Raw genomic sequence first — 19,477 nt, 5'->3', positions numbered from 1 at the left:
TGGAGCAGTCCTCTCAAGCGGTGCGAAGGGCGCCTGCCAGTGGCAACGGCAAGGCGTCGACGGCGGCGCGTTGGGCGCGGCGGTCGCTGTTCAAAGGGATGTCGTAGGTGATGCGTGCGCCATAGGCGCCGGGGGCGTGCGGGTCGAGGCGCACCTTGTCGAACACCAGCAGACGGGTGCCGAGGCTGAAACCTTCGGACAGGTCATGGGTGACCATGAACACGGTCAACTGGGTCTCGCGCCACAGCTCCAGCAGCAAGGCGTGCATGTCCTTGCGGATGCCCGGATCGAGCGCGCCGAACGGTTCGTCGAGCAGCAACACCCGCGGTTTCATGATCAGTGCCTGGGCAATCGCCAAGCGTTGCTGCATGCCGCCGGACAACTGCGCCGGGTATTTGTCGAGGGCATGGCCGAGGCCGACTTTATTCAGCAATGCCGCCGCTTGTTCGCGCGCCTCACGTTTGGCGCTGCCGAACAACCGACCGATCAGCGGCGCACGCGGCAATTCGAGGCCGAGGGCGACGTTGTCGAGCACGCTCAAATGCGGGAACACCGAGTAGCGCTGGAACACCACGCCACGGCTGGCATCCGGTTCGCTGGCCAGCGCTTGACCGTCGAGCAGAATCTCGCCGCGACTCGCGGTTTCCTGGCCGAGCAGCAGGCGCAGGAAGGTCGATTTGCCGCAACCGGACGCGCCGACCAGGGTGCAGAACTCGCCCTCATTGACGCTCAGGTTCAAGCCTTCCAGCACCACCTGATCGGCGTATTGCTGCCAGACGTTTTTCACGGTGATGAAGCTCATTTGGCCGCTCCCTCATACCAAGGGAAGGCGCGACGGGTCAGGTATTTCAGGCCCCAATCCATCAGCCAGGCGAGGAGGGTGATCCACACCACGTACGGCAGAATCACATCCATCGCCAGATAACGCCGGACCAGAAAAATCCGGTAGCCGAGGCCGTCGGTGGAGGCGATCGCTTCGGCGGCAATCAGGAACAGCCACGCTGAACCGAGCATCAGCCGCAACGAGATCAACAAACGCGGCAACAGTTGCGGCAACACCACCCGCAGCATCAATGTCCAGGTCGAGGCGCCGAGGGTCTGCGCCTTGATCAGCAGTTCGACGGGAATTTCCCGTGCGCGCTGTTCCAGGTCGCGAGCGAGGGCCGGGGTGATGCCGATCACGATCAGCATGACTTTCGACAACTCGCCCAGACCGAAGACGATGAACAGAATCGGCAGGATCGCCAGCGGCGGCACCATCGACAGCACTGTCAGCAGCGGCGACAACGGCGCGCCGAACAACGGCAGCGTGCCGGCGGCGATGCCCAGGCACAGCCCGGCCAATGCAGCGATGCCGAGGCCGATGGCCAGGCGCCGCAGACTCGACGCGGTGTCCTGCCACAACAGGTAGTCACCGGTGCGGCTGTCGGCATTGAAGGCCAGGCGTTTTACCGCGTCGCTCATCTGCACGGCGCTGGGCAGCAGTTTGTCGTTGGGGTTTTCCGCCAGGCGCTCGGCCGAGCCCATGAAGTAGGCGAACAACACCAGCGCGAACGGCAGGATCACCAACAGCAGGCGACTGGGGCGATCCGGGTGGCGATTGATCAGGCGCATGGCCAAATCCTCCGTGGCTTACAGCTTGGCGTCGGCGGCCATCTGCACGTAAGTCGGATCGAAACGCAGCTTGAGGTTGCCGGTGTCGCCACTGGTCACGCCGTTGGCGAAGGCCATGCCGACCGCGCTGGTGTCTTTCGCGCCTTCGCCGAGCAAGCCGTGCTGGAAGGAGAATTCGGCGACCTTGCGCATGGTTTCCGGCAGTTGTTTGCTGGTGGCGAAGTTCAGCGCTTCGCTTGGCGTGGCGAACAGTTTGGTGGTGTCGAGTTGCGCCTGGAATCCAGCGAGGTCGGTGCCCGAGGCTTTGGCCATGTGCTCCAGCGCAGCTTTGCTCGCGGCGTTCTTGGCGTTCATCAGCTCGACCACTTCGAACCACGCACCGGTCAGTGCTTTGCCCAGCGCCGGGTTGTCTTTGAGGGTGGCGCTGTTGACCACCATCATGTCCATGATCTCGCCAGGAATCTGGCTGGAATTGAACACCTCGGTCACGCCCGGTTTGGCCTTGATGTCCGAGAGCATTGGGTTCCAAGTAGTGACGGCGTTGACCTGTTCGGTGTTGAAAGCGGCGGAGATATCTGCGTCGGAAGTGTTGACCACTTTCAGGTCTTTCTCGGTCAGGTCGACCGAGTCCAGCGCGCGGGCCAGCAGGTAGTGCGAGACCGACAGTTCGACCAGGTTGACGTCCATGCCCTTGAGGTCGGCGACTTTCTTGCCGGCGCCCTTGAGGACGATGCCGTCGTTACCGTTGGAAAAGTCGCTGACGATCAACGCGGTGCTGTCGACGCCGCCGGCGGCCGGAATGGTCAGCGCGTCCATGTTGGTCATGGTGCAGCCGTCGAACTGGCCGGCGGTGTACTGGTTGATCGATTCGACGTAGTCGTTGAGCTGCACGACGTCGATCTTGATCCCGTACTTCTTCGCCCATTTGTCGACGATGCCCTGGCTGCCGGCGTATTCCCAGGGCATCCAGCCGGCGTAAATCGTCCAGCAGACGCTGAAGTGGTCTTTCTGGGCGGCGGGGGATTGCGTGCTGATGAGCGCGGCGAAGGCGGCGGCGAGCAGGGCGGGCAAACGTAGTCGGGTCATGGTGGATTCTCCAGTTGATCAAGGGCGGACAGGAAGGCAACGCGGCACCGCGAACGGTGGCTTGTCTCCCGGGCTTTTGTCCCGCCGTGTAACCTCAACTGGAGGTCGCCAACTCTCGGACCAGCCACTCGCGATTGCGAGCCGGAACCCTAGTCAGCCATTGCAAATTGTGGTGCCGCGAACCTGTGATGACTCCTGCACGGGTTTGCTAAAGCGAGAGGCGTGCCAAGTTGCGTCAGGCGCTCTGGCTCGGGCGCGCGGGTGGCGTCGGTTTGCAGGTGAGGGCGATGTGGCGCTTTGTGTTGGTGCGCGGCTGCACCGTCATGCAGCGTGGTTGCCGCTGATCTGATGGTTTTGCGGTGTTGGCACTCGGCATGGCTTCGCCAGTCAAAACAGATGTCAGCCGGTCTGTGCCGACTGCTGTCGCGGGTCTTTCAGGAGGCCGCCATGCTCATTCAAAAAACGTTGCGAAGGGCGCTGCTGGGAGCGGTGCTCGGTTTCGGTCTGTCCGGTTGTTATTACTACGCCGGTCCCTACGATGCGTATCCGTCCACCTACTACTATCCCGGCTATTACTCGCCTTATTACTACGGTGGTTATTACGGGCCACGCTACTACGGCGGTGCGCGTTATTACCACGGTGGCTACGGGTATCGGGGTGGTTACGGACGGGGTTATCACGGCGGCGGATATCACGGTGGCCACCATTAATCAGCGGCTGAATGACAGCGTTTTCCAAATGAACAGGATTTCATTAATCACTTGTTTCAACTTGTTGCAGGAACGCACCAGATGCCGAAAACGCTGTCTGATTTTTCGACAGTCACCGATTAAATGACTGTCGCCTGCCAGCGTCGCTGGTGTGGCCAACCCGCGGTCCAGGAGGCCGCCATGTATAGACGAATTCTTCTGCTTGCTGCGTTGATGTTTTCCGTTGCCGGTTGCGTCCCGTACTCTTACGCGGACTCGTATTACAGCTCAGAGGTCTACACGTCACCCGCACCGGCCTACTACAACACAGGCGGCACCTATTACCGGGGTGGCAGCACGTATTACGCGCAGCCACGTTACTACCAGCCAGCCCCGCGGTACTACCAGCAACCGCGCTATTACCAGTCGGCGCCGCGTTACTACCAACCGGCCCCGCGCTACTACGAAAGCCGTCGCTGGCACGACAATGATCGCGGGCGCTGGAATGGCCACCGTCGCGGCGGTTGGGATAACGACCATCGCGGTCGTGGCAACTACGACCGACACAGTGGACGCGGCGATCACAATGGGCGTGGTAACCGCTGGTAATCACCCGCAAATGAAAAGCGGCGCTTGAAGCGCCGCTTTTTTGTGCCTGAGGATATCGTCAGGATGAAGACCAACTGTTAAGCGCACTAAATGACTTAAGGCCGCGGTCGCTTTGGCGCTTGAATCTGATGATCAGCGACTAGGGTCCGGTTTGATCGCTATATCAGGCACCGGCTTGTAGGACAGGCCGTAATCCACCAGTAATTCATCTCCCTTGCGAATGTCATTCAGCGCCACGTAGAAGGTCAGGTTTTTCCCCGCGGCGATGGTAATGACGTTATTCGACCTCCATGCCGGGCCATTGCCCAGTTGCGAGGTATTGATCAGGCTCAGGGTATTGCCCGTGTGCAGCGCACTCACTGAGCGATTGCCCGAACGTGTGCCGAACAAATAGGTCAGTACAGCCCGTGAACCTTGTTTGCGTATCTCCCGAAACAATGACGCTTCTGATTCGTGGAATTTGCCCGCGTACGGTCCAAGCACCTCAAATTTGGCAATATCGCGGCGCGCCCATACCGACGCGCCGCGATTGGGTCCACCGTCATCCAGGGCCGTGAGCACTTCCAGAGTCTGATCAAACCTCGGCTGATGCTGCCCTTCGGTACGCAACCAGTCTTTGATCGATTCCTTGATCTGAGTTGATACGTGTTGTTTGCTTGCGCTATCGAGACCGTCAAGCAGGCCTCTCCAGTTGGCGATACGGATGTCATCAATCGGTCCCTCTACGGATAAGGTCCGGCTGATTGTCGGGTTTTGCGGGTCTTGCAGGATCGGCAATGTGTTGTCGGCTTGATGAGGCAACGACGAGGAAGCCCCAGGTTCAATCTTGATGGTGACTGGCAAGATGTCGGAAGAGGGGCCTGGAATTTCGTCGACACGCTCTGGCGCCTCGGCGGGCTTCTTCGGTTGCGGTGAGTCCAGCGAGACCGGCGCCGGGCGCTTTTGTGGCGCAATCGTTTCAGGGGGCTGGTCTTCAAGGCGTGGCAGGGGACTTTGCCCCACTCCTTCGAGACGTCGCAAGGCTGTGTCTTTTAACGTGCCGTCAATGTTGACGTAGCTCATCCATTGGCGGAGATCGAGTCCGTTCTGGCGCCCGAACGCTGTCGCCGAGACGGTGTTGTCCGCAAGCCTGAAAAGCATGTCCCAGCGGCGTAAATGTTCGTCGGTAATTGCGTTATAAGTATGGCCTATGGCCCTGTGCATCAAGGCCTGCCCCTTTGGCCCCAGACCTCCATCGGCCCGGACATAACTGTAAAGTGTATTCGGATGAAGATGATGATGACCGGCAAAACCTTCCACGGTCATTGTGTCTCGCTCCTGCTGAGACATCTTCTGCCAGTCACGGACATGTGTTTCATCCGGCTGGTTGAAGGCCAGGTCGGCAGGACGGTCTCGTACTGATATGCCGGTCGCGCTCAAGTCGCCGTCAGGTTTCACGTAGTACTCAAATGTTTTCCGCGGCAGATTGTTCTGTCGGGCAAAGCCTGCGCGTGTGAGGCTCTGTCGCTCTGCTTGCGGTAACGCCTGCCAGTTTCGCAAATGTTCGGTAGTGATCCTTTGTTTGCGCACTCTTGTGCTTTGTGCTCCGCTTTCGATACGCCGTAAGGCTGCGGTTCTGAGGGTACCATCGACTTTGACTTTCGATTGCCATGTAGCAGGATTGAGTGAGTGCCGACGGACAAAATCCTCTGCCGTGAGGGTGTTGTCTTGCTGTCTGGAAAGCTCGTACCACTGACGCAAATGTTCATCGGTCAAAATGTTATAGGTGCCACCGGCCGCGCGGTGCAGTAGCGATTGTCCAGCTGGCCTCAAGCTTCCATTGGCGTACACATACCCCGCAAAGGTCTCTGGTTGAAGATAATGATGACCGGAAAATCCTTGAATTGTGATGGTGTCACGCTCTTGCTGAGTCATGTTTTGCCAGTAACGGACGTGCGTTTCGCTTGTCCGATTGAAGGTTTTGTCTGTCGGACGGTCGCGTACGAGTACGCCGGTTTCGCTCAATTGGCCGTCAGGCTTCACGTAGTACTCGAATGTTTTTCGCGGCAGATTATTCTGCAGTGCAAAGCCTTCTCGGGTTAACTGTTGCTGTTCTGCTTGAGGCAGTGCCTCCCATCGCCGCAGGTGCTCGGCAGTGACCCTCTGGGTCTTGCCCTTCGGAACCTTGCCGGGCACCTCGATCTGCCGAATCACCTGCGCTTCTGATTGCTGAAGCGAGACAGGCTGATTGATGTTTTGTCCCGCCTTATCGAGACGTTTGATAGCTTCCTCTGTCAGGGATCCATCTTGCTTGACGTTCTTCTGCCATATGAAGGGGTTGAGCTGATGTTGATGCATGAACTGCGTGGCTGTCATCGCGTTGTCCGGCTGCCTGAAGAGCGCATTCCACTGGTGCAGATAGTCATCTGTAAATGGGTTATAGGTACCCCCGGCCGCTCTGTGCAGCAGCACTTCGCCAGCCGGCCCCAGGCGACCGTCGGCCCTGACGTAACTTCTGAAGGTTGCCGGGTTCAGGTGATGCAGGCCGGCAAATCCACCCATGGTCATTACGTCACGGGCGTTCTGCGTCATTTTCTGCCATTCGCGGACATGCGCTTCGCTCGGCAGATTGAATGGCGTGTCAACGGGGCGGTCGCGCACCAGCACGCCCGTGGCGTTCAATTGGCCATCAGGCTTGACGTAATACTCAAATGTTTTGCGAGGTAGCAGATACTGTCGGGCGAAGCCGCTGCGAGTAACTTGTTGCTGTTGCGCCGTCGACAATGCTTCCCATATCCGCAAATGCAATGCGGTAATCTCCCGCCCAGCCCCTTGTGCGCCCAGTCGTTGCCACTGCTCATCCCGGAGATGCTGAATCAGCAATTCGGTTTGCCGGTTATTGTGATAGACCCGCGCCTGCACAATGCCGTCTTCCGTGCGAGTGATCTGTCTGACCTCGTACACCGCCGATTTACCGCTGCTATCGGTATGGCGTATGTGGGAGAGATGCCCATCGGCGGCAACATATACCCCTTGACTGTTGCGAGAGAGCCCGGTGATTGTGGACTCGGGCACACCGTAATGCCCGAAAAGATCATGGCTCAGCTCGAGTAACTCATCGACGTGTGAAATGATCACTCTGCCGGCGACCGCCTGGGTGGCGACCGCGAACTCCACGATCGGGCTGCCATAAGGTCGCATCGTGTTGGCATCAAATGAATACCAGTGACCATTCTTCAACACGGCGGCGCCTTCCACAGTCTGGCCAGCCACTTTTATGGTGCCTGTTGCCGCCGCATCATATTGTGTGCTGACAGCTTTCAATACGTCGTAGCTGTCAGCGGCGCCCCTGAGCCGGTTGACGGTTTTGGCACCTCGGGAGAGTAGATGAGCGCCGCCGGTAGCGAGGAGTCTGGCCAGATTACCCAGGCCACCCACCGGGTTGAGCACCTCGATGGTGGCGACGCCGATAACATGAACGGTCTTCAGTGCCTTGGTCCCGGCGGAAAGAGCTGTCCTGCCGATCCTGATCAATTTTCCGGCAGTGGCGGCGCCCGCAGTGAGAAAACCGAATACATCCACTGTGAGATCAAATACCGCCTCGCCGTAGTTGCCCTTCTGAAAATTGACGATGGCGGACCTGAAGGGAATCAGGTTCAACAAAAACTCCCCCAGCGCCTTGGGCCGGTAATATTCGTCCATAGGCGTCTGCCCGCGTGCCAGCTCTTTGATTGTGGGGTCATCCAGATCAAGATGTTGTACAAAGGTATCGGCAATCGCACGGGACCGAGCGCTGTTGAAACTGTTCAAAAGTGATTCGCTGACGGTGCGCTCACGACCCAGTTCATTTGCCGCCTCACGGGGGACAAGCTCTCTGGTCGTAAAATATTTGTTGGCTTCCCTGGAATCCTGATGCTTTGCCTTGTGCGGGGCTATGCGTTCGATCGTGTCTTTATTGATGTTGATTTCATACGCGTGGAAGTGGCCGCTCAACTGCGTTCCAATGAGCAGTCCGGGCGCGTTCGGGCAGGGGGTATGGTTGAAAAAGCCATCTGACAAAAATGATCCTTGCTGGAAAAAGCTGATTTTTCCAAACTCGAAATTCTTTCGGTCCTCCCGTGGGAGCAGGGAGATCATGTGCCTGACCGTTGTATTGACAGCGGTTTTTTTAGCCTCTATGGCGCGCGTGAATTGCTGTTCGAAAGCCTCCCGCACGCCAAATGTCGGGTTACTGTTCAATGCCTCCAAGGGAATACGCGAGTCACTCGATGCCAGCGGCCGTGGATTCGGCAAATCCATCATCGCGTAATCCAGTAGCGAATGAATGCCACTAAAACCCGTCTGTCCACGCTCGCCACGATATGTATCTGTGTGGAGTGCCTTGACTTCGAAAAGCGGACCCAAATCGCCAAATCGCTCCATCAATATGGCCAGGGCAATGTCTTTTCGTGTCGGTAATTCCTTGTCCAGTATTCTGGCGGCAGCAAGCCGCTCATCCAGCTCCTGGTTAAATGTCGCTCTTATCGTTTCAAGTTGTCCGGCGGTGTAGCTGTCATCGTTTATTTTCAGGATGATTTCGTTGGCCATGGCCCAATCGAGTAAAGCAGCTGTCTGAATGCGCTGGGTAGACGCAGGGTCTGCCAGGCGGGCACTTTGCGCCATGCTCATGACCTGGGCAAACGTCAGGCCGGGGACTTTGCCCGGTGTTTGAGCTTCGATGGCCATTGCTGCCATGGTCAGGTTGGCCCAAGCCAGACTGCCAACTTTCAGATTCTGAGGAGTCTCTGCAATCAGAAACTGCGGGGCCAGCCTGGCCAACAAAAGGTACGCACCGGCTTTCGCCAAGTCAGCGCTGGTTTTACCTTCACGGCTTAAATGAGCAGCCAGTTCACCTGCAACTTCAGAGGCGTGCCGACCCCAATGCCGATCACTGGCCAGATCAAAGCCGGCTGTTTTGTGCCGATCAGGGGTTGTGATCGATTCGGGGTCCAGCTGCAGTGTGATGCCCGCCAGCAGGTAATCGATCGCACTGCTTGCGCTGTCAATGCCTTGCATTTTCTGTTGCAAAGCTCTGCCCATCAGTTGCCCTTGCGCACAGCCGAGCAGGGTTTCAAGTATCCAGGCCGGATCGTTCACGATGTTATCCGGGAGTGGGCAGCGATAGCGCAGAAACTCCAGCACACCGCCCTTGGTTTGCATCACCAGCGGCTGATCGCCCAAATGGTGCGCATGATTCATCGTGATCAGGCGCAAGCGCCGTTGTTCGTCTGGACTCAGTGGAATCGGCCAGGACAACGCCCCACCCGGATTACCCAGCGGTTGCCGGATGGCACTGCCGGTACCTGCGTTTGACGAGTCGATGTCGTCAGGTTCTGGCGTGGATTGATCGTCAAGGGGGAGCGGGTGAATCTGCGAAGGTGTGATTACGAGGGTATTGCCCGTCATGAGACTGTCCATAGTCAAAGAGTCGTCCTTGGGAAACGCGGGGGCGCTTCCAGCATTCACGAGAGTAAAAACACTCCGTGAACAAACGCCATAAACCAAGTGTGAGACTTTGCGTACAGGTCAGATGAGCCCAGTGTCGCGCGGCCGGAGAGGATGTAAACGGACTTCCTGTCCAATCCGGCGATAGGCCCAGTAAACCCTCAAATCCGCCAACGGGTGCCGCACCGCTTTTTTATGCCCGTCGAAAAGTCGTCCCATTAGCCTTCTCCTAGGGCATTCCCGGACGCTTCCTACAGTTTCATTTCCTTGCATTTGTTAGCGTTTGTTCCTGCCGATCGAGGTGAGCAAAACTCAGTTCATTAGCGGCGAATAAAAGGACGATGCCGCTATGAAGCTTCTTGTGATTCACCAAAACTTTCCGGGCCAGTTCCGTCACGTGGTGCTGGCGGCGATTGACAGGCGTTACGAGGTTTTGGCGATAGGTCGGGATACGGCGCCGGGTATCGCAGAGGTGAAAATATATCGATACCGCGCCGCCAGCAGAGCAGCGGGCGCTATTCACCCCTATCTGATCCGTTACGAACAAGCGGTGACTGATGGAGAGAAAGTTTTTCAAATTCTGAGCCGACTGAAACATTCGGGTTATCGGCCGGACGTGATTCTTGCTCATCCCGGATGGGGGGAAACGCTCTTCGTCAAGGATGTCTATCCTGACACGCCGCTTATTCACTATTGCGAATATTACTATCGAGCGCAGGGCGCGGACTCTGGGTTCGACCCTGAATTCCCGCGAGCCACAAGAGAGTCATCAAGGCTGCGAGTGCTCAATTCGCTGCATCTTTTGAATCTCGAACAATGTGACATTGCCATTGCGCCTACGCGGTGGCAGCGCAGTCTGTTTCCGGCCGCTCATCAGTCGGCCATTCGGGTTATTCACGAGGGCGTCATTCAAAGTTCTTGCTTGGCGAAAGTTGGGGCCGTCAGGTTGCCCAATGGCGTCGAGCTGAGAGCCGGGCAGCCGATCGTTACTTATGTCGCGAGGAATCTTGAGCCTTATCGCGGGTTTCACAGTTTTATGCGAGCGATCCCGCATATTCAGGCTGAGTGTCCCCATGCGCAGATAATCGTAGTGGGCGGTGATGACGTCAGTTATGGGTGTAAGCCGGTTGGCTATGCAAATTGGCGCAGCAGGATGCAGGCAGAGGTAAGTTTCGATCATTCCACCGTTCATTTCACTGGGAAGCTTCCTTACCGGACTTACCGCGCGATTCTGGACTGCTCAAAGATTCATGTTTATTTGACGTATCCGTTTGTTTTGTCGTGGTCGTTATTGGAGGCGATGGCGGCTGGGTGTGTGGTAGTAGCGTCAGATACGGCTCCGGTAAGGGAGGTGATCGTCGATGGTCACAATGGAATGCTGGTGGATTTCTTCGATCATCACGGTATCGCCAAACGTATTACCAAGGTTCTTGATTCCGTTGATGAGTACGACAGCCTGCGCAGCGCCGCGAAGTTGACGGCGAGCAGATTTGATGTGGAGTACGGCACTAAACACTACTTTGAGGTATTTGAAAGCGCGATGTCCGGACATCTCAAGAAACAGCCTGAAACTCAGTTTGACCGGGAGCTTTGAAATGCTCGGGATGTCGCGTAAGCAATGGGTTAAATGGTTTAAGACGTTGTTGAAATACGGCTTGTTTATTTATGTCTGTTACTGCGTGGTTGATTTTTATATCCGTAAAGAAGAAGTCGCTGAGGCAATGGCAATCTATTACGCGGATCAGGAGGCCTGTCAAAAGAAGCTGGCGAGCCTGAAGCAGGTGCCCATACTGGGCGGCAGCTATGTGGATAAGACTCTGGTCCCGGAGTTTTATGTGGGCATGCCTGAATTGGCGAATAAGAAAGCGTGTCTGGCCAATACGCTCAAGGGGCATTTCTGGTGGACCGGGACGGGCTTGCGCCGGTACCAGGATCAGAGCCTGAAGTCGATTCCTGAAAGTTGGCGTCTTTATAAACTGAACGCCGGGCTTTATACAAAAAAAGAAACCACCGAGCCTCATGAACGGGGCTATCGCCACATCAACTGGCCGGATGAGTTGATTGTGAAGTTGAAAAATTATCCTGGACTGGAACTTTGGCTGAATGCACCTCCTCCGCATTTCAAGAATGAGGCTTCCGTTCGAAAGTTTGTCATTGCTGACTGGCCGCGGCGTGATGGCACCCCTCGATTGATAAGCTGTAACGGCTTGATTCGCCCGGCTGCTGAAGAAGAACTGACTGACAAGAAATTGGCAAAGCTCAGTAGAACCGAATTGGAAAACCTGGATTTTGGGGGTTTGAACTTTTTTTGCACTGTGGAGTTACACAGCTTCGACTTTTCCGGAGGGCGCGGTCGGGTAAGTCTCGGTTTATGGTCATTACGAGAATCACCTGAAATGCTTAAATTTCTCAGTGGCTATCTTTCACGCTCTGTTATTACAAGGAAGTAACGATGAGTTATGTTTTTAATGATCTGGAAAAAACAGAAATTTTAAATGCAGCAAACATTTGCAAGGGGCTGATGTTCGATTCTGAAGATGTCGAATATCTTGCGCTGGAATTAACAGGGGCTCACTGCGCTCCCCTGTATCAAAAGCTATTCGATATTATTGGCAGAAGAGTTTCTGAGGTTACCGCTGTCGATCAAGAAGCGGGAGAAATTCTGAAAAGTGCCAGGCTCTGGCTTGCCGTGGCCATTGATGCCAACGGTGGAAACGGTGCCTACTCCGCCCTGATTCGCGGTTATACGTCGCGGCAAGGTGAACTGAGATTGAATAAAATTTTCAGTGAAGAGCTGATGCAACTGTCATCGAATCAGGTCGCCGCCAATTTCATCAATACCTTGATCGACGGATCTCTCGCCGGTCGACTGGCACCCTGGACGGTGCCGTCCATCAGCCAGATTGCAGAGATTGATGCCAGTGCGATCGGCAAGGCACTGTTTAGTGAGGCTTGCGGAGAGAAAGATACAGCCGTGAGCCATAACGCCGGTTGGTCCGGGACAGTCGGGTTCAGCCTGCTGGGTGGAATGCCACCCTATGAAACCTGGAGATTAATCTCCGCTGGTGATGCGGAGCGGGAAGATGGCGGCCCACCAATTCAGGCACAAGCCAACAGGCTCGATGACTATAAAAATATTCTGTTCGCCATCGATTCATACAGTGTCGGCCTGCGAGCGGCGATCAGCAATTTCGGCATCAATCCATTGCAAAGTCTGCTTTCTGTCGTGCCGGAGCAAATCAATATCGCGCTCGCCAGTGGCAGCCTCAATCCCCTGATTCAGCATGTCGTGAAAGGCACGCCGGTTTCCGCCGTGGTCGACCTTATGTTGCGTTACGGCCAGAACGAATTTCTGGACATGTTCAAGCGCACCTACGACGGCGATTCAGCAGCGCCACCTACCACCGATGAAAGCTTCGCCACCAACGCTTACGCATTCTTCTCGGCATTTCCACCAGAGCAGTCCCAAAGCATCGTCACCCGATCAATAGGTGAATACGGAAACGCGAATTCATGGGCAAAACTGGCTGGCGAGTCGACACCCATCGGCCTGGCGCTGCGCAATTCCCTGAAGCAACTCAGTGAAATCGTCCTTGAGCGAGCTGACGGTTACCCCGGACGCGGACTGGAGCTCTACGATCCGCTGACTGGCGAAGGTTTCATTACCGCGCAATGGCTTACCGATCGTGCGCAGATGTTGGCCCGTTTGATTGCCCGAACTCAGCGCTCGTTTGGAGAACACTCGCTGCAGAAGTTTTCCTACTCCGATCTCGCCTCAGCCAAACAGGTGCCGATGACCACGGGTGTGTTGAACTCGCTGGTCATGTTCGGTGATGACGGCGCGCGGTCTTTCGCGGGCGGTGCGAACACTGATCATCTTTATGGTGGCGCGGGCAATGACACGATCAACGGGCTGGCAGGTCACGATGTCATTGAGGGTGGACGCGGCAACGATTTGCTTGCCGGAGGCGACGGCAATGATGCGCTGCACGGAATGGCCGGTGATGATGTTCTGCTCGGAGGAAAGGGTAACGACTCTTTGATCGGTGGTGAGGGCAGCGACCGCTATGAGTTTTCCAGCGGTGATGGCATCGATGAAATCTTCGACGCCACCCCAAATGGGCAGCTATGGATCAACGGCTCGCCGATTCCTTCACTCAAACGTTGCGCCCCTTTGGGCAATATCTGGTCGACCGAGGATCAGGCCATCACCCTGACCCTCATCGAAGAACTCACTGAACCCACGCTCAACATCAAATATGGCCTGAACGACCTCGTCGTTATCAAGAACTTCCGCTCCGGGATGCTTGGCATCCGACTTCCTGAATACCAAGGCCATACGGTCTCTGCTCCCGATCTGGTTCTTAAGGGCGACTGGAAAGCGAAAGATTTCGACCCCAATGTGCCCGGGGATCAGTTCTCATACGATGAGCTGGGCAACGCCTTGCTATTGGCCAACGTAAAACAGAGAAACAAGGCCGATGTGCTTTACGGCTCTGCCAAGGACGACGTCATTCTCGGACTTGGCGGTTCTGATCGATTGTTCGGCAAGGATGGAAACGATCAATTGTTTGGGGATAAACAGACGACGCTCGAAAAAGCCATGGCCGCTGGCGACGTTAAAGGGAAAGCAGCTCGAGGTGATTGGCTTGATGGAGGCGCCGGCCACGATTTGCTCATCGGTACGGCATCCCAGGACGTGCTTCTGGGCGGTAACGATCGGGATACGCTGATTGGAGGTGCGGGGGATGACATTTTATCAGGCGATGAAACGACCGGCGCGCTGGAGCAGAAATGGGGATTCAAACGCGTCGACGTTCTTATAGATGGTGGTGTCACCAGTCACCGAACTGTCTTTTCAAAGGCCTCCTTTAACAGTTCGACGCAGGGTGATAACGATGTTCTCTACGGCCAGGGCGGTCGTGATGTTCTCAATGGTGGATGGGGCGAGGACCTGCTTGATGGCGGAACTGAAGATGATCTTCTTTCGGGGGATGGTGGAAATGACACGCTGGCCGGAGGAAGCGGTAACGACACAATGATGGGCGATAACCTCGACTGGGGCGGTGGCCTGCAAAGCAAACACCATGGCAACGATGTATTGGACGGTGGCAGTGGCGATGATTGGCTCACTGGTAACGGTGGAGCCGATGCGATTTATGGTGGCTCAGGCAATGACACTCTCAAGGGGGATGACGATGTACTGAACGGCGTTGCCGGGGACGCCGCCCACTTTTTTGGAAATGACCTGCTGGACGGTGGTGCAGGAGACGACAAGCTCTGGGGCGGTGGGGCGGATGATCTGCTGCTCGGAGGTGAAGGTAACGACGCGCTGGCCGGGGATCATGCTGAGCATCCGGTTCGTTATCACGGCAATGATTTACTTGATGGTGGAGCGGGCGATGACACACTTCAGGGAATGGGTGGCTCCGATACCCTGATCGGTGGGGCAGGAGCTGACGCGATGGATGGCGATGTGTCCAACCTGCAGTCAGGTGGAATCAACAATGATTACCTTCAAGGCGATGAAGGAAACGATACCCTTTTGGGCGGCTTGGGCGCCGACACGCTTTATGGCGGCGCTGATGATGACATTTTATCCGGCGACTATGAGCAGACAGCCGAGGCCGAACACGGCGCAGATTATCTGGACGGTGGATCAGGCAACGATACCTTGCTGGGCGGTGGTGGCAACGACACGTTATTGGGCGGGGAGGGCGTAGACCACCTTCGCGGCGATTCCGGCAATAACGTTTTTGATGGCGGTGCCGGTAACGACGTGCTGGAAGGCCGTGACGGCGCTGATGTTTACTATTTCGGCGCTGGCGATGGTCTGGATATTGTTACCGATGCCGGCGGCTGCAACATCATCAGGTTCGGCGCAGGCTTTTCCGCACAAAGTCTGAAAGCCGACATTATTGAAGTTGCCGTCGGCACGGTATTGCGGCTGGCCAACGGCGCGGGCGACGCGATACTCATCAAGAGTCACGAGCAGTGGAAGGATTCCACATTCAGTTTCAGCGATGGCGTTGTACTTGATTATGAGGATGTCCTGCGTAAAACATTGCCGCCGATAAAGGTGCCCGAGTCACCTGTACCGGAAGTTGTAACCGCCTCAGGAATCCAGCAAAGCAAAGTTGAAGATCCGGTCCAGCCAGACGATGTAACCATCGCGGCGCCACGCCCTGTGGCATCTGATCACCCCGTTGACTGGACTGAAAAATTCCTCGCGCAAATCAAATCCAAGCGCTACGCCCGCAAACACGCCACAGGTTTCACCTTGAGTGATCAAGGCGTCTGGGTTCGCAGTCATATCACGACTAGCGACACCGGTTACATCACTCACACCGAGCTGAGCGATGACGGCGTCGAAACGGGAACACTGTCTGACGCGCCGCCATGGATGAAGGTTGATGCAGGGCATGCCGTGGTCAGTGAAAGGCAGTCGAAAACCACAACCCGTGTCGAACATAAGCAGGTGAAAGCCGATGGGGCGATAGCCTCTTCGAGTCAGGCGCCTCGCTATTATCGATCCGGCTCGGCCAACGGCTTTTCATTCAATACCGGAGATGTATTGGTTGAAGACCGTAAGGAATCCGGCGCGCTTGAGGGCTGGTACATCTATCCGGCAGCAAGCTTCGGTTCGGGGGAAACGGTGCCCAAGGCGTTTCGCTGGGATGTCACAACTGAAACGATCAAACGCAAAATCGTCTCTGGCGACGATGCCGGCGGGCGAGTCAACGTCGAAGTGGAAAACGTTTTTCACGGCGGCGCGGGAGACGATCTGATTGTCGCTTATGCAGGCTCCCCACTTGACTACGGCACTATCGGCGACAGAACACCGGGCGCGTTTTTATCCGCAGGTGCAGGTGACGATACCTTGCTGGGCTCCGAGGGCGCCGACTATCTGGTCAGCGGGGCAGGGGATGATTGGCTTTACGGTGAAGACGGTGCCGACACCTACATCGTGCAAGCGCACGCCGGAGCAACTACCACGATTGCGGATGTGCCGAACCCTGTTTTCCACCGAGCAGAAGTTGGCGCAGCGGGGTGGAAAGACAAGTACGGATTGATCGATCAGGACACGGTCGTCCTTCCAGCAGATGCGCAGCGCAATGCACTGCAATTGAGCTGGGGTGCTGCGCTGATAGAAACCACACATGTCGAGCTGGAACCCAACCCTGGTCGCGGGGCACACCGCAATCCGCCAAGAGCGAAAATGCTCCATCCGACACTCGATATCAATTGGGGCGGGATACAGAAAGTTCGCATCGTCCTGCCCCTCAACGGTGAACTTGAGGGGGCCGGGATTGAGCTCTTGAATTTCGCCGATGGGTCGGTCGTGAGTTTGAAGCAACTCTTGGAGTCAAGTCAGCTGGGCCCTGCGCCCGAGACTTTTCATACGGGTGTAACCGTTAACAATTCAACGCGTTTTACGTCTCTGCGAGACGGACGGGCGCTGCCGTTAGTCGGTGGTCGAGGCAACGACACGATAAGCGGCGCGGGGGAAATCCGAGGCATGGAAGGGGATGACGTGCTCACGGGCAGCCCCGGTGATGATCTGCTGTTGGGTGGGCCGGGCAATGACACGCTGACCGGCGGCGCCGGAAATGATATCTACCGATACGATGGCCTCGGCAGGGACGTGATCATCAATCGCGGAGACGGCCTTGACGGGATCGACTTTTCCGAACGTAGGCTGACGATCGACAGCTTGAAGTTTCACCGTGAGCGCGATGATCTGGTGATCGTGGTGGATTACGGCATGGCACCGAAAATCCGGGTTTCCAATCATTTTGCCGCAGGCGAAAGCGCAATCGGCTTCATAAGAGCCAGCGAAGGAACAGCGACTCAAGACTACAGCGCGATGCAGATTGCTGAACGTCTGCACCCGCTTCCGCCATTGAGGGATGTCGAAGACATTTTGATAAAGGGCGACGAAGAAGCGCAGCGGGCGATGACGGAGATCATTCAGTTTTACGAGCTGAATGTCTGAGTCGTATGGCGACTGATTGAGCCAGCTCGCGATGGGAATCCAGTCGTCATCGCGAGCATCGCGTCAGTTCAATACTGCGTCAAATCCGCCAACGGATGCCGCCCCTCCCAAACCTTGTGAAAGTGCGCGTCAACCACCGCATCCGGCACATTGTTGATATCCGGCCAGTGCCAGTGCGGCTTTTGATCCTTGTCGATCAACCGCGCGCGAACCCCTTCGCTGAACTCCGGATGCCGGCAGCAATTGAGGCTCAGGGTGTACTCCATCTGAAAGACTTCGGCCAACGACATGTGCCGGGCGCGGATGATCTGTTCCCAGACCAGATGCGCGGTCAGCGGCGAGCCTTCGCTCATGGTTTTCGCTGCTCGGGCAATCAACGGATCGCTGCTGTCGCGCTGCAGGCTGATGGCTTTCCAGGCGCAGGCCACATCGCTGACGTCGAGCAGTTCGTCGATCTGCTGCCGCCGTGGCAGCCACTGCGCCTCGGGCAACTGCGCCACGGCTTCCTGCTGCAGGGCCTTGAGCAGGCTGTTGAGTTGCATGTCGGTCTGTTCCTGCCAATTCAGTTGCAACAGGCCTTCGATCAGTTGCGGCTGTTGTTCGTCGAGCAGGAAGCGATCGGCCAGATCCAGATCGATCGCATCACGGCCGTTCATGTGCGCACCGGTCAGGCCCAGAAACAAGCCGAGCTTGCCCGGCAGCCGGGCGAGAAACCAACTGGCGCCGACGTCCGGATACAGACCAATGGTGATTTCCGGCATGGCCAAACGACTGCTCGGCGTGACGATCCGCGTACTCGCGCCTTGCAGCAAGCCCATGCCGCCGCCGAGCACGTAACCATGGCCCCAGCAGATCAGCGGTTTCGGATAGGTGTGCAGGCTGTAATCCAGACGATATTCCGCGCTGAAAAACTGCGCGGCCAGCGGGGGTACCTCGCCGGGGTGGGCACGACAGGCCTCGACCAGGCTGCGCACCTCGCCGCCGGCGCAGAAGGCCTTGGCGCCGTTGCCGCGCAGCAGCACGCAGACGATTTGCGGATCCTTGGCCCAGGCGTTCAGTTTGTCGCTGAGGGCGTTGATCATCGGCAGCGATAGCGCGTTCAGCGATTGTTCAGCATCCAGGCTGGCGATACCGATGCGGGCGCCGTCGGTGCCGGTGAGTTCTTCGAAGTGCAGATTCATCGTGACCTCGATCGGGAATTTGAACGATCAGTATGATCGTTGTGTGGGAAAGTGCCGGATCTGCGTCAGATCAATTGACAAGCGTGGTCGGCTTTCCTAGGGTTCGCCCCATTGTTTTTGCCGGGTATGACCATGACTGCTGACGACCGTATCAAACTCGAACCGAGCTGGAAGGAGGCACTGCGTGCTGAATTCGACCAGCCTTACATGGCAGAGTTGCGCCAGTTTCTGCAGCAGGAGCGGGCGGCCGGCAAGGAAATCTATCCGCCGGGGCCGATGATTTTCAATGCCTTGAACTCGACGCCGCTGGATAAAGTGAAGGTGGTAATCCTCGGCCAGGACCCGTATCACGGCCCGGGGCAGGCCCACGGTTTGTGCTTCTCGGTGCAACCGGGCGTGCCGGCACCGCCGTCGCTGGTCAACATCTATAAAGAGTTGAAGCGCGACCTCAACATCGACATTCCCAATCACGGCTACCTGCAGAGCTGGGCCGATCAGGGCGTGCTGATGATCAACACGACCATGACCGTCGAGCGCGCCAACGCCAATGCGCACAAGGACAAGGGCTGGCAGTTTTTTACTGATCGGATCATTGAACTGGTCAGCGAGCGCCAGCCGCATCTGGTGTTCATGCTCTGGGGCGCCCATGCGCAGAGCAAGCAGAAGCTGATCGACGCGACCAAGCATCTGGTGCTGACGTCGGTGCATCCGTCGCCGCTGTCGGCGTATCGCGGGTTTTTGGGTTGTGGGCACTTTAGCCGCACCAACAAGTTTCTTGAGCAGAATGGCGAGACGCCGATCGAGTGGCGTTTGCCGCCGATCTAAAAAGCATCGCGAG

Annotated in this window: 11 protein-coding genes and 1 riboswitch; of the genes, 6 read left to right on the top strand and 5 right to left on the bottom strand. The window is 56.8% G+C overall.

Annotation, left to right across the window (positions count from 1 at the left end; translation table 11 throughout):
* Positions 1-13: 13 nt before the first annotated feature.
* The 3 genes from ACM6IN_RS02980 to ACM6IN_RS02970 are packed head-to-tail and all read right to left on the bottom strand — an operon-like array spanning position 14 to position 2,700.
* On the bottom strand, positions 14-802 hold the full coding sequence (locus tag ACM6IN_RS02980; RefSeq protein WP_123376328.1) for an ABC transporter ATP-binding protein: 789 nt from the start codon (positions 800-802) through the stop codon (positions 14-16).
* Positions 799-1,614: an ABC transporter permease gene (locus ACM6IN_RS02975; RefSeq protein ID WP_095113796.1), complete on the bottom strand. Its 816-nt coding sequence runs from the start codon at positions 1,612-1,614 to the stop codon at positions 799-801. The genes ACM6IN_RS02980 and ACM6IN_RS02975 overlap by 4 nt, the downstream gene beginning before the upstream one ends.
* Before the next feature lie 18 nt (positions 1,615-1,632).
* A complete protein-coding gene (locus ACM6IN_RS02970) occupies positions 1,633-2,700 on the bottom strand; it encodes a putative urea ABC transporter substrate-binding protein (protein WP_007911457.1) in 1,068 nt (355 codons plus the stop codon).
* Positions 2,701-2,763: 63 nt separating this feature from the next.
* Positions 2,764-2,864: riboswitch (guanidine-I (ykkC/yxkD leader) on the bottom strand.
* Between the two features lie 283 nt (positions 2,865-3,147).
* Here ACM6IN_RS02970 and ACM6IN_RS02965 point away from each other — a divergent pair.
* The gene (locus ACM6IN_RS02965; protein ID WP_007911455.1) at positions 3,148-3,411 is read left to right on the top strand and encodes a hypothetical protein; all 264 of its coding nucleotides are present in this window, start codon (positions 3,148-3,150) and stop codon (positions 3,409-3,411) included.
* Between the two features lie 180 nt (positions 3,412-3,591).
* Positions 3,592-3,999 (top strand): hypothetical protein, encoded by a 408-nt coding sequence (locus ACM6IN_RS02960; RefSeq protein WP_007911452.1) that lies wholly within the window; start codon positions 3,592-3,594, stop codon positions 3,997-3,999.
* Between the two features lie 132 nt (positions 4,000-4,131).
* Here the strand turns inward: ACM6IN_RS02960 and ACM6IN_RS02955 are convergent, their stop codons facing one another.
* On the bottom strand, positions 4,132-9,231 hold the full coding sequence (locus tag ACM6IN_RS02955; RefSeq protein ID WP_414915376.1) for an SET domain-containing protein-lysine N-methyltransferase: 5,100 nt from the start codon (positions 9,229-9,231) through the stop codon (positions 4,132-4,134).
* Between the two features lie 580 nt (positions 9,232-9,811).
* On the opposite strand from ACM6IN_RS02955, the gene ACM6IN_RS02950 reads away from it, so the two are divergent.
* The 3 genes from ACM6IN_RS02950 to ACM6IN_RS02940 are packed head-to-tail and all read left to right on the top strand — an operon-like array spanning position 9,812 to position 17,458.
* Positions 9,812-11,056 (top strand): glycosyltransferase family 4 protein, encoded by a 1,245-nt coding sequence (locus ACM6IN_RS02950; protein ID WP_414915375.1) that lies wholly within the window; start codon positions 9,812-9,814, stop codon positions 11,054-11,056.
* A gap of 1 nt (position 11,057) precedes the next feature.
* Positions 11,058-11,912, top strand: a complete 855-nt coding sequence (locus ACM6IN_RS02945; protein WP_414915374.1) for a hypothetical protein — start codon at positions 11,058-11,060, stop codon at positions 11,910-11,912.
* A gap of 2 nt (positions 11,913-11,914) precedes the next feature.
* Positions 11,915-17,458, top strand: a complete 5,544-nt coding sequence (locus ACM6IN_RS02940; RefSeq protein ID WP_414915373.1) for a calcium-binding protein — start codon at positions 11,915-11,917, stop codon at positions 17,456-17,458.
* Between the two features lie 68 nt (positions 17,459-17,526).
* Here ACM6IN_RS02940 and ACM6IN_RS02935 read toward each other — a convergent pair whose 3' ends face one another.
* On the bottom strand, positions 17,527-18,639 hold the full coding sequence (locus ACM6IN_RS02935; RefSeq protein ID WP_007911443.1) for an enoyl-CoA hydratase/isomerase family protein: 1,113 nt from the start codon (positions 18,637-18,639) through the stop codon (positions 17,527-17,529).
* Between the two features lie 132 nt (positions 18,640-18,771).
* Here ACM6IN_RS02935 and ung point away from each other — a divergent pair, with 132 nt between their 5' ends.
* Positions 18,772-19,464, top strand: coding sequence for a uracil-DNA glycosylase (gene ung / locus ACM6IN_RS02930; RefSeq protein WP_007911441.1), 693 nt, complete (start codon positions 18,772-18,774; stop codon positions 19,462-19,464).
* Positions 19,465-19,477: the final 13 nt, after the last annotated feature.

It is taken from the genome of Pseudomonas sp. IT-P395 (assembly GCF_949767675.1).
Classification (GTDB): Bacteria; Pseudomonadota; Gammaproteobacteria; order Pseudomonadales; family Pseudomonadaceae; genus Aquipseudomonas.
Note: the sequence above shows the minus strand (reverse complement) of the source record. Positions and strands in the feature narration are given on the sequence as shown.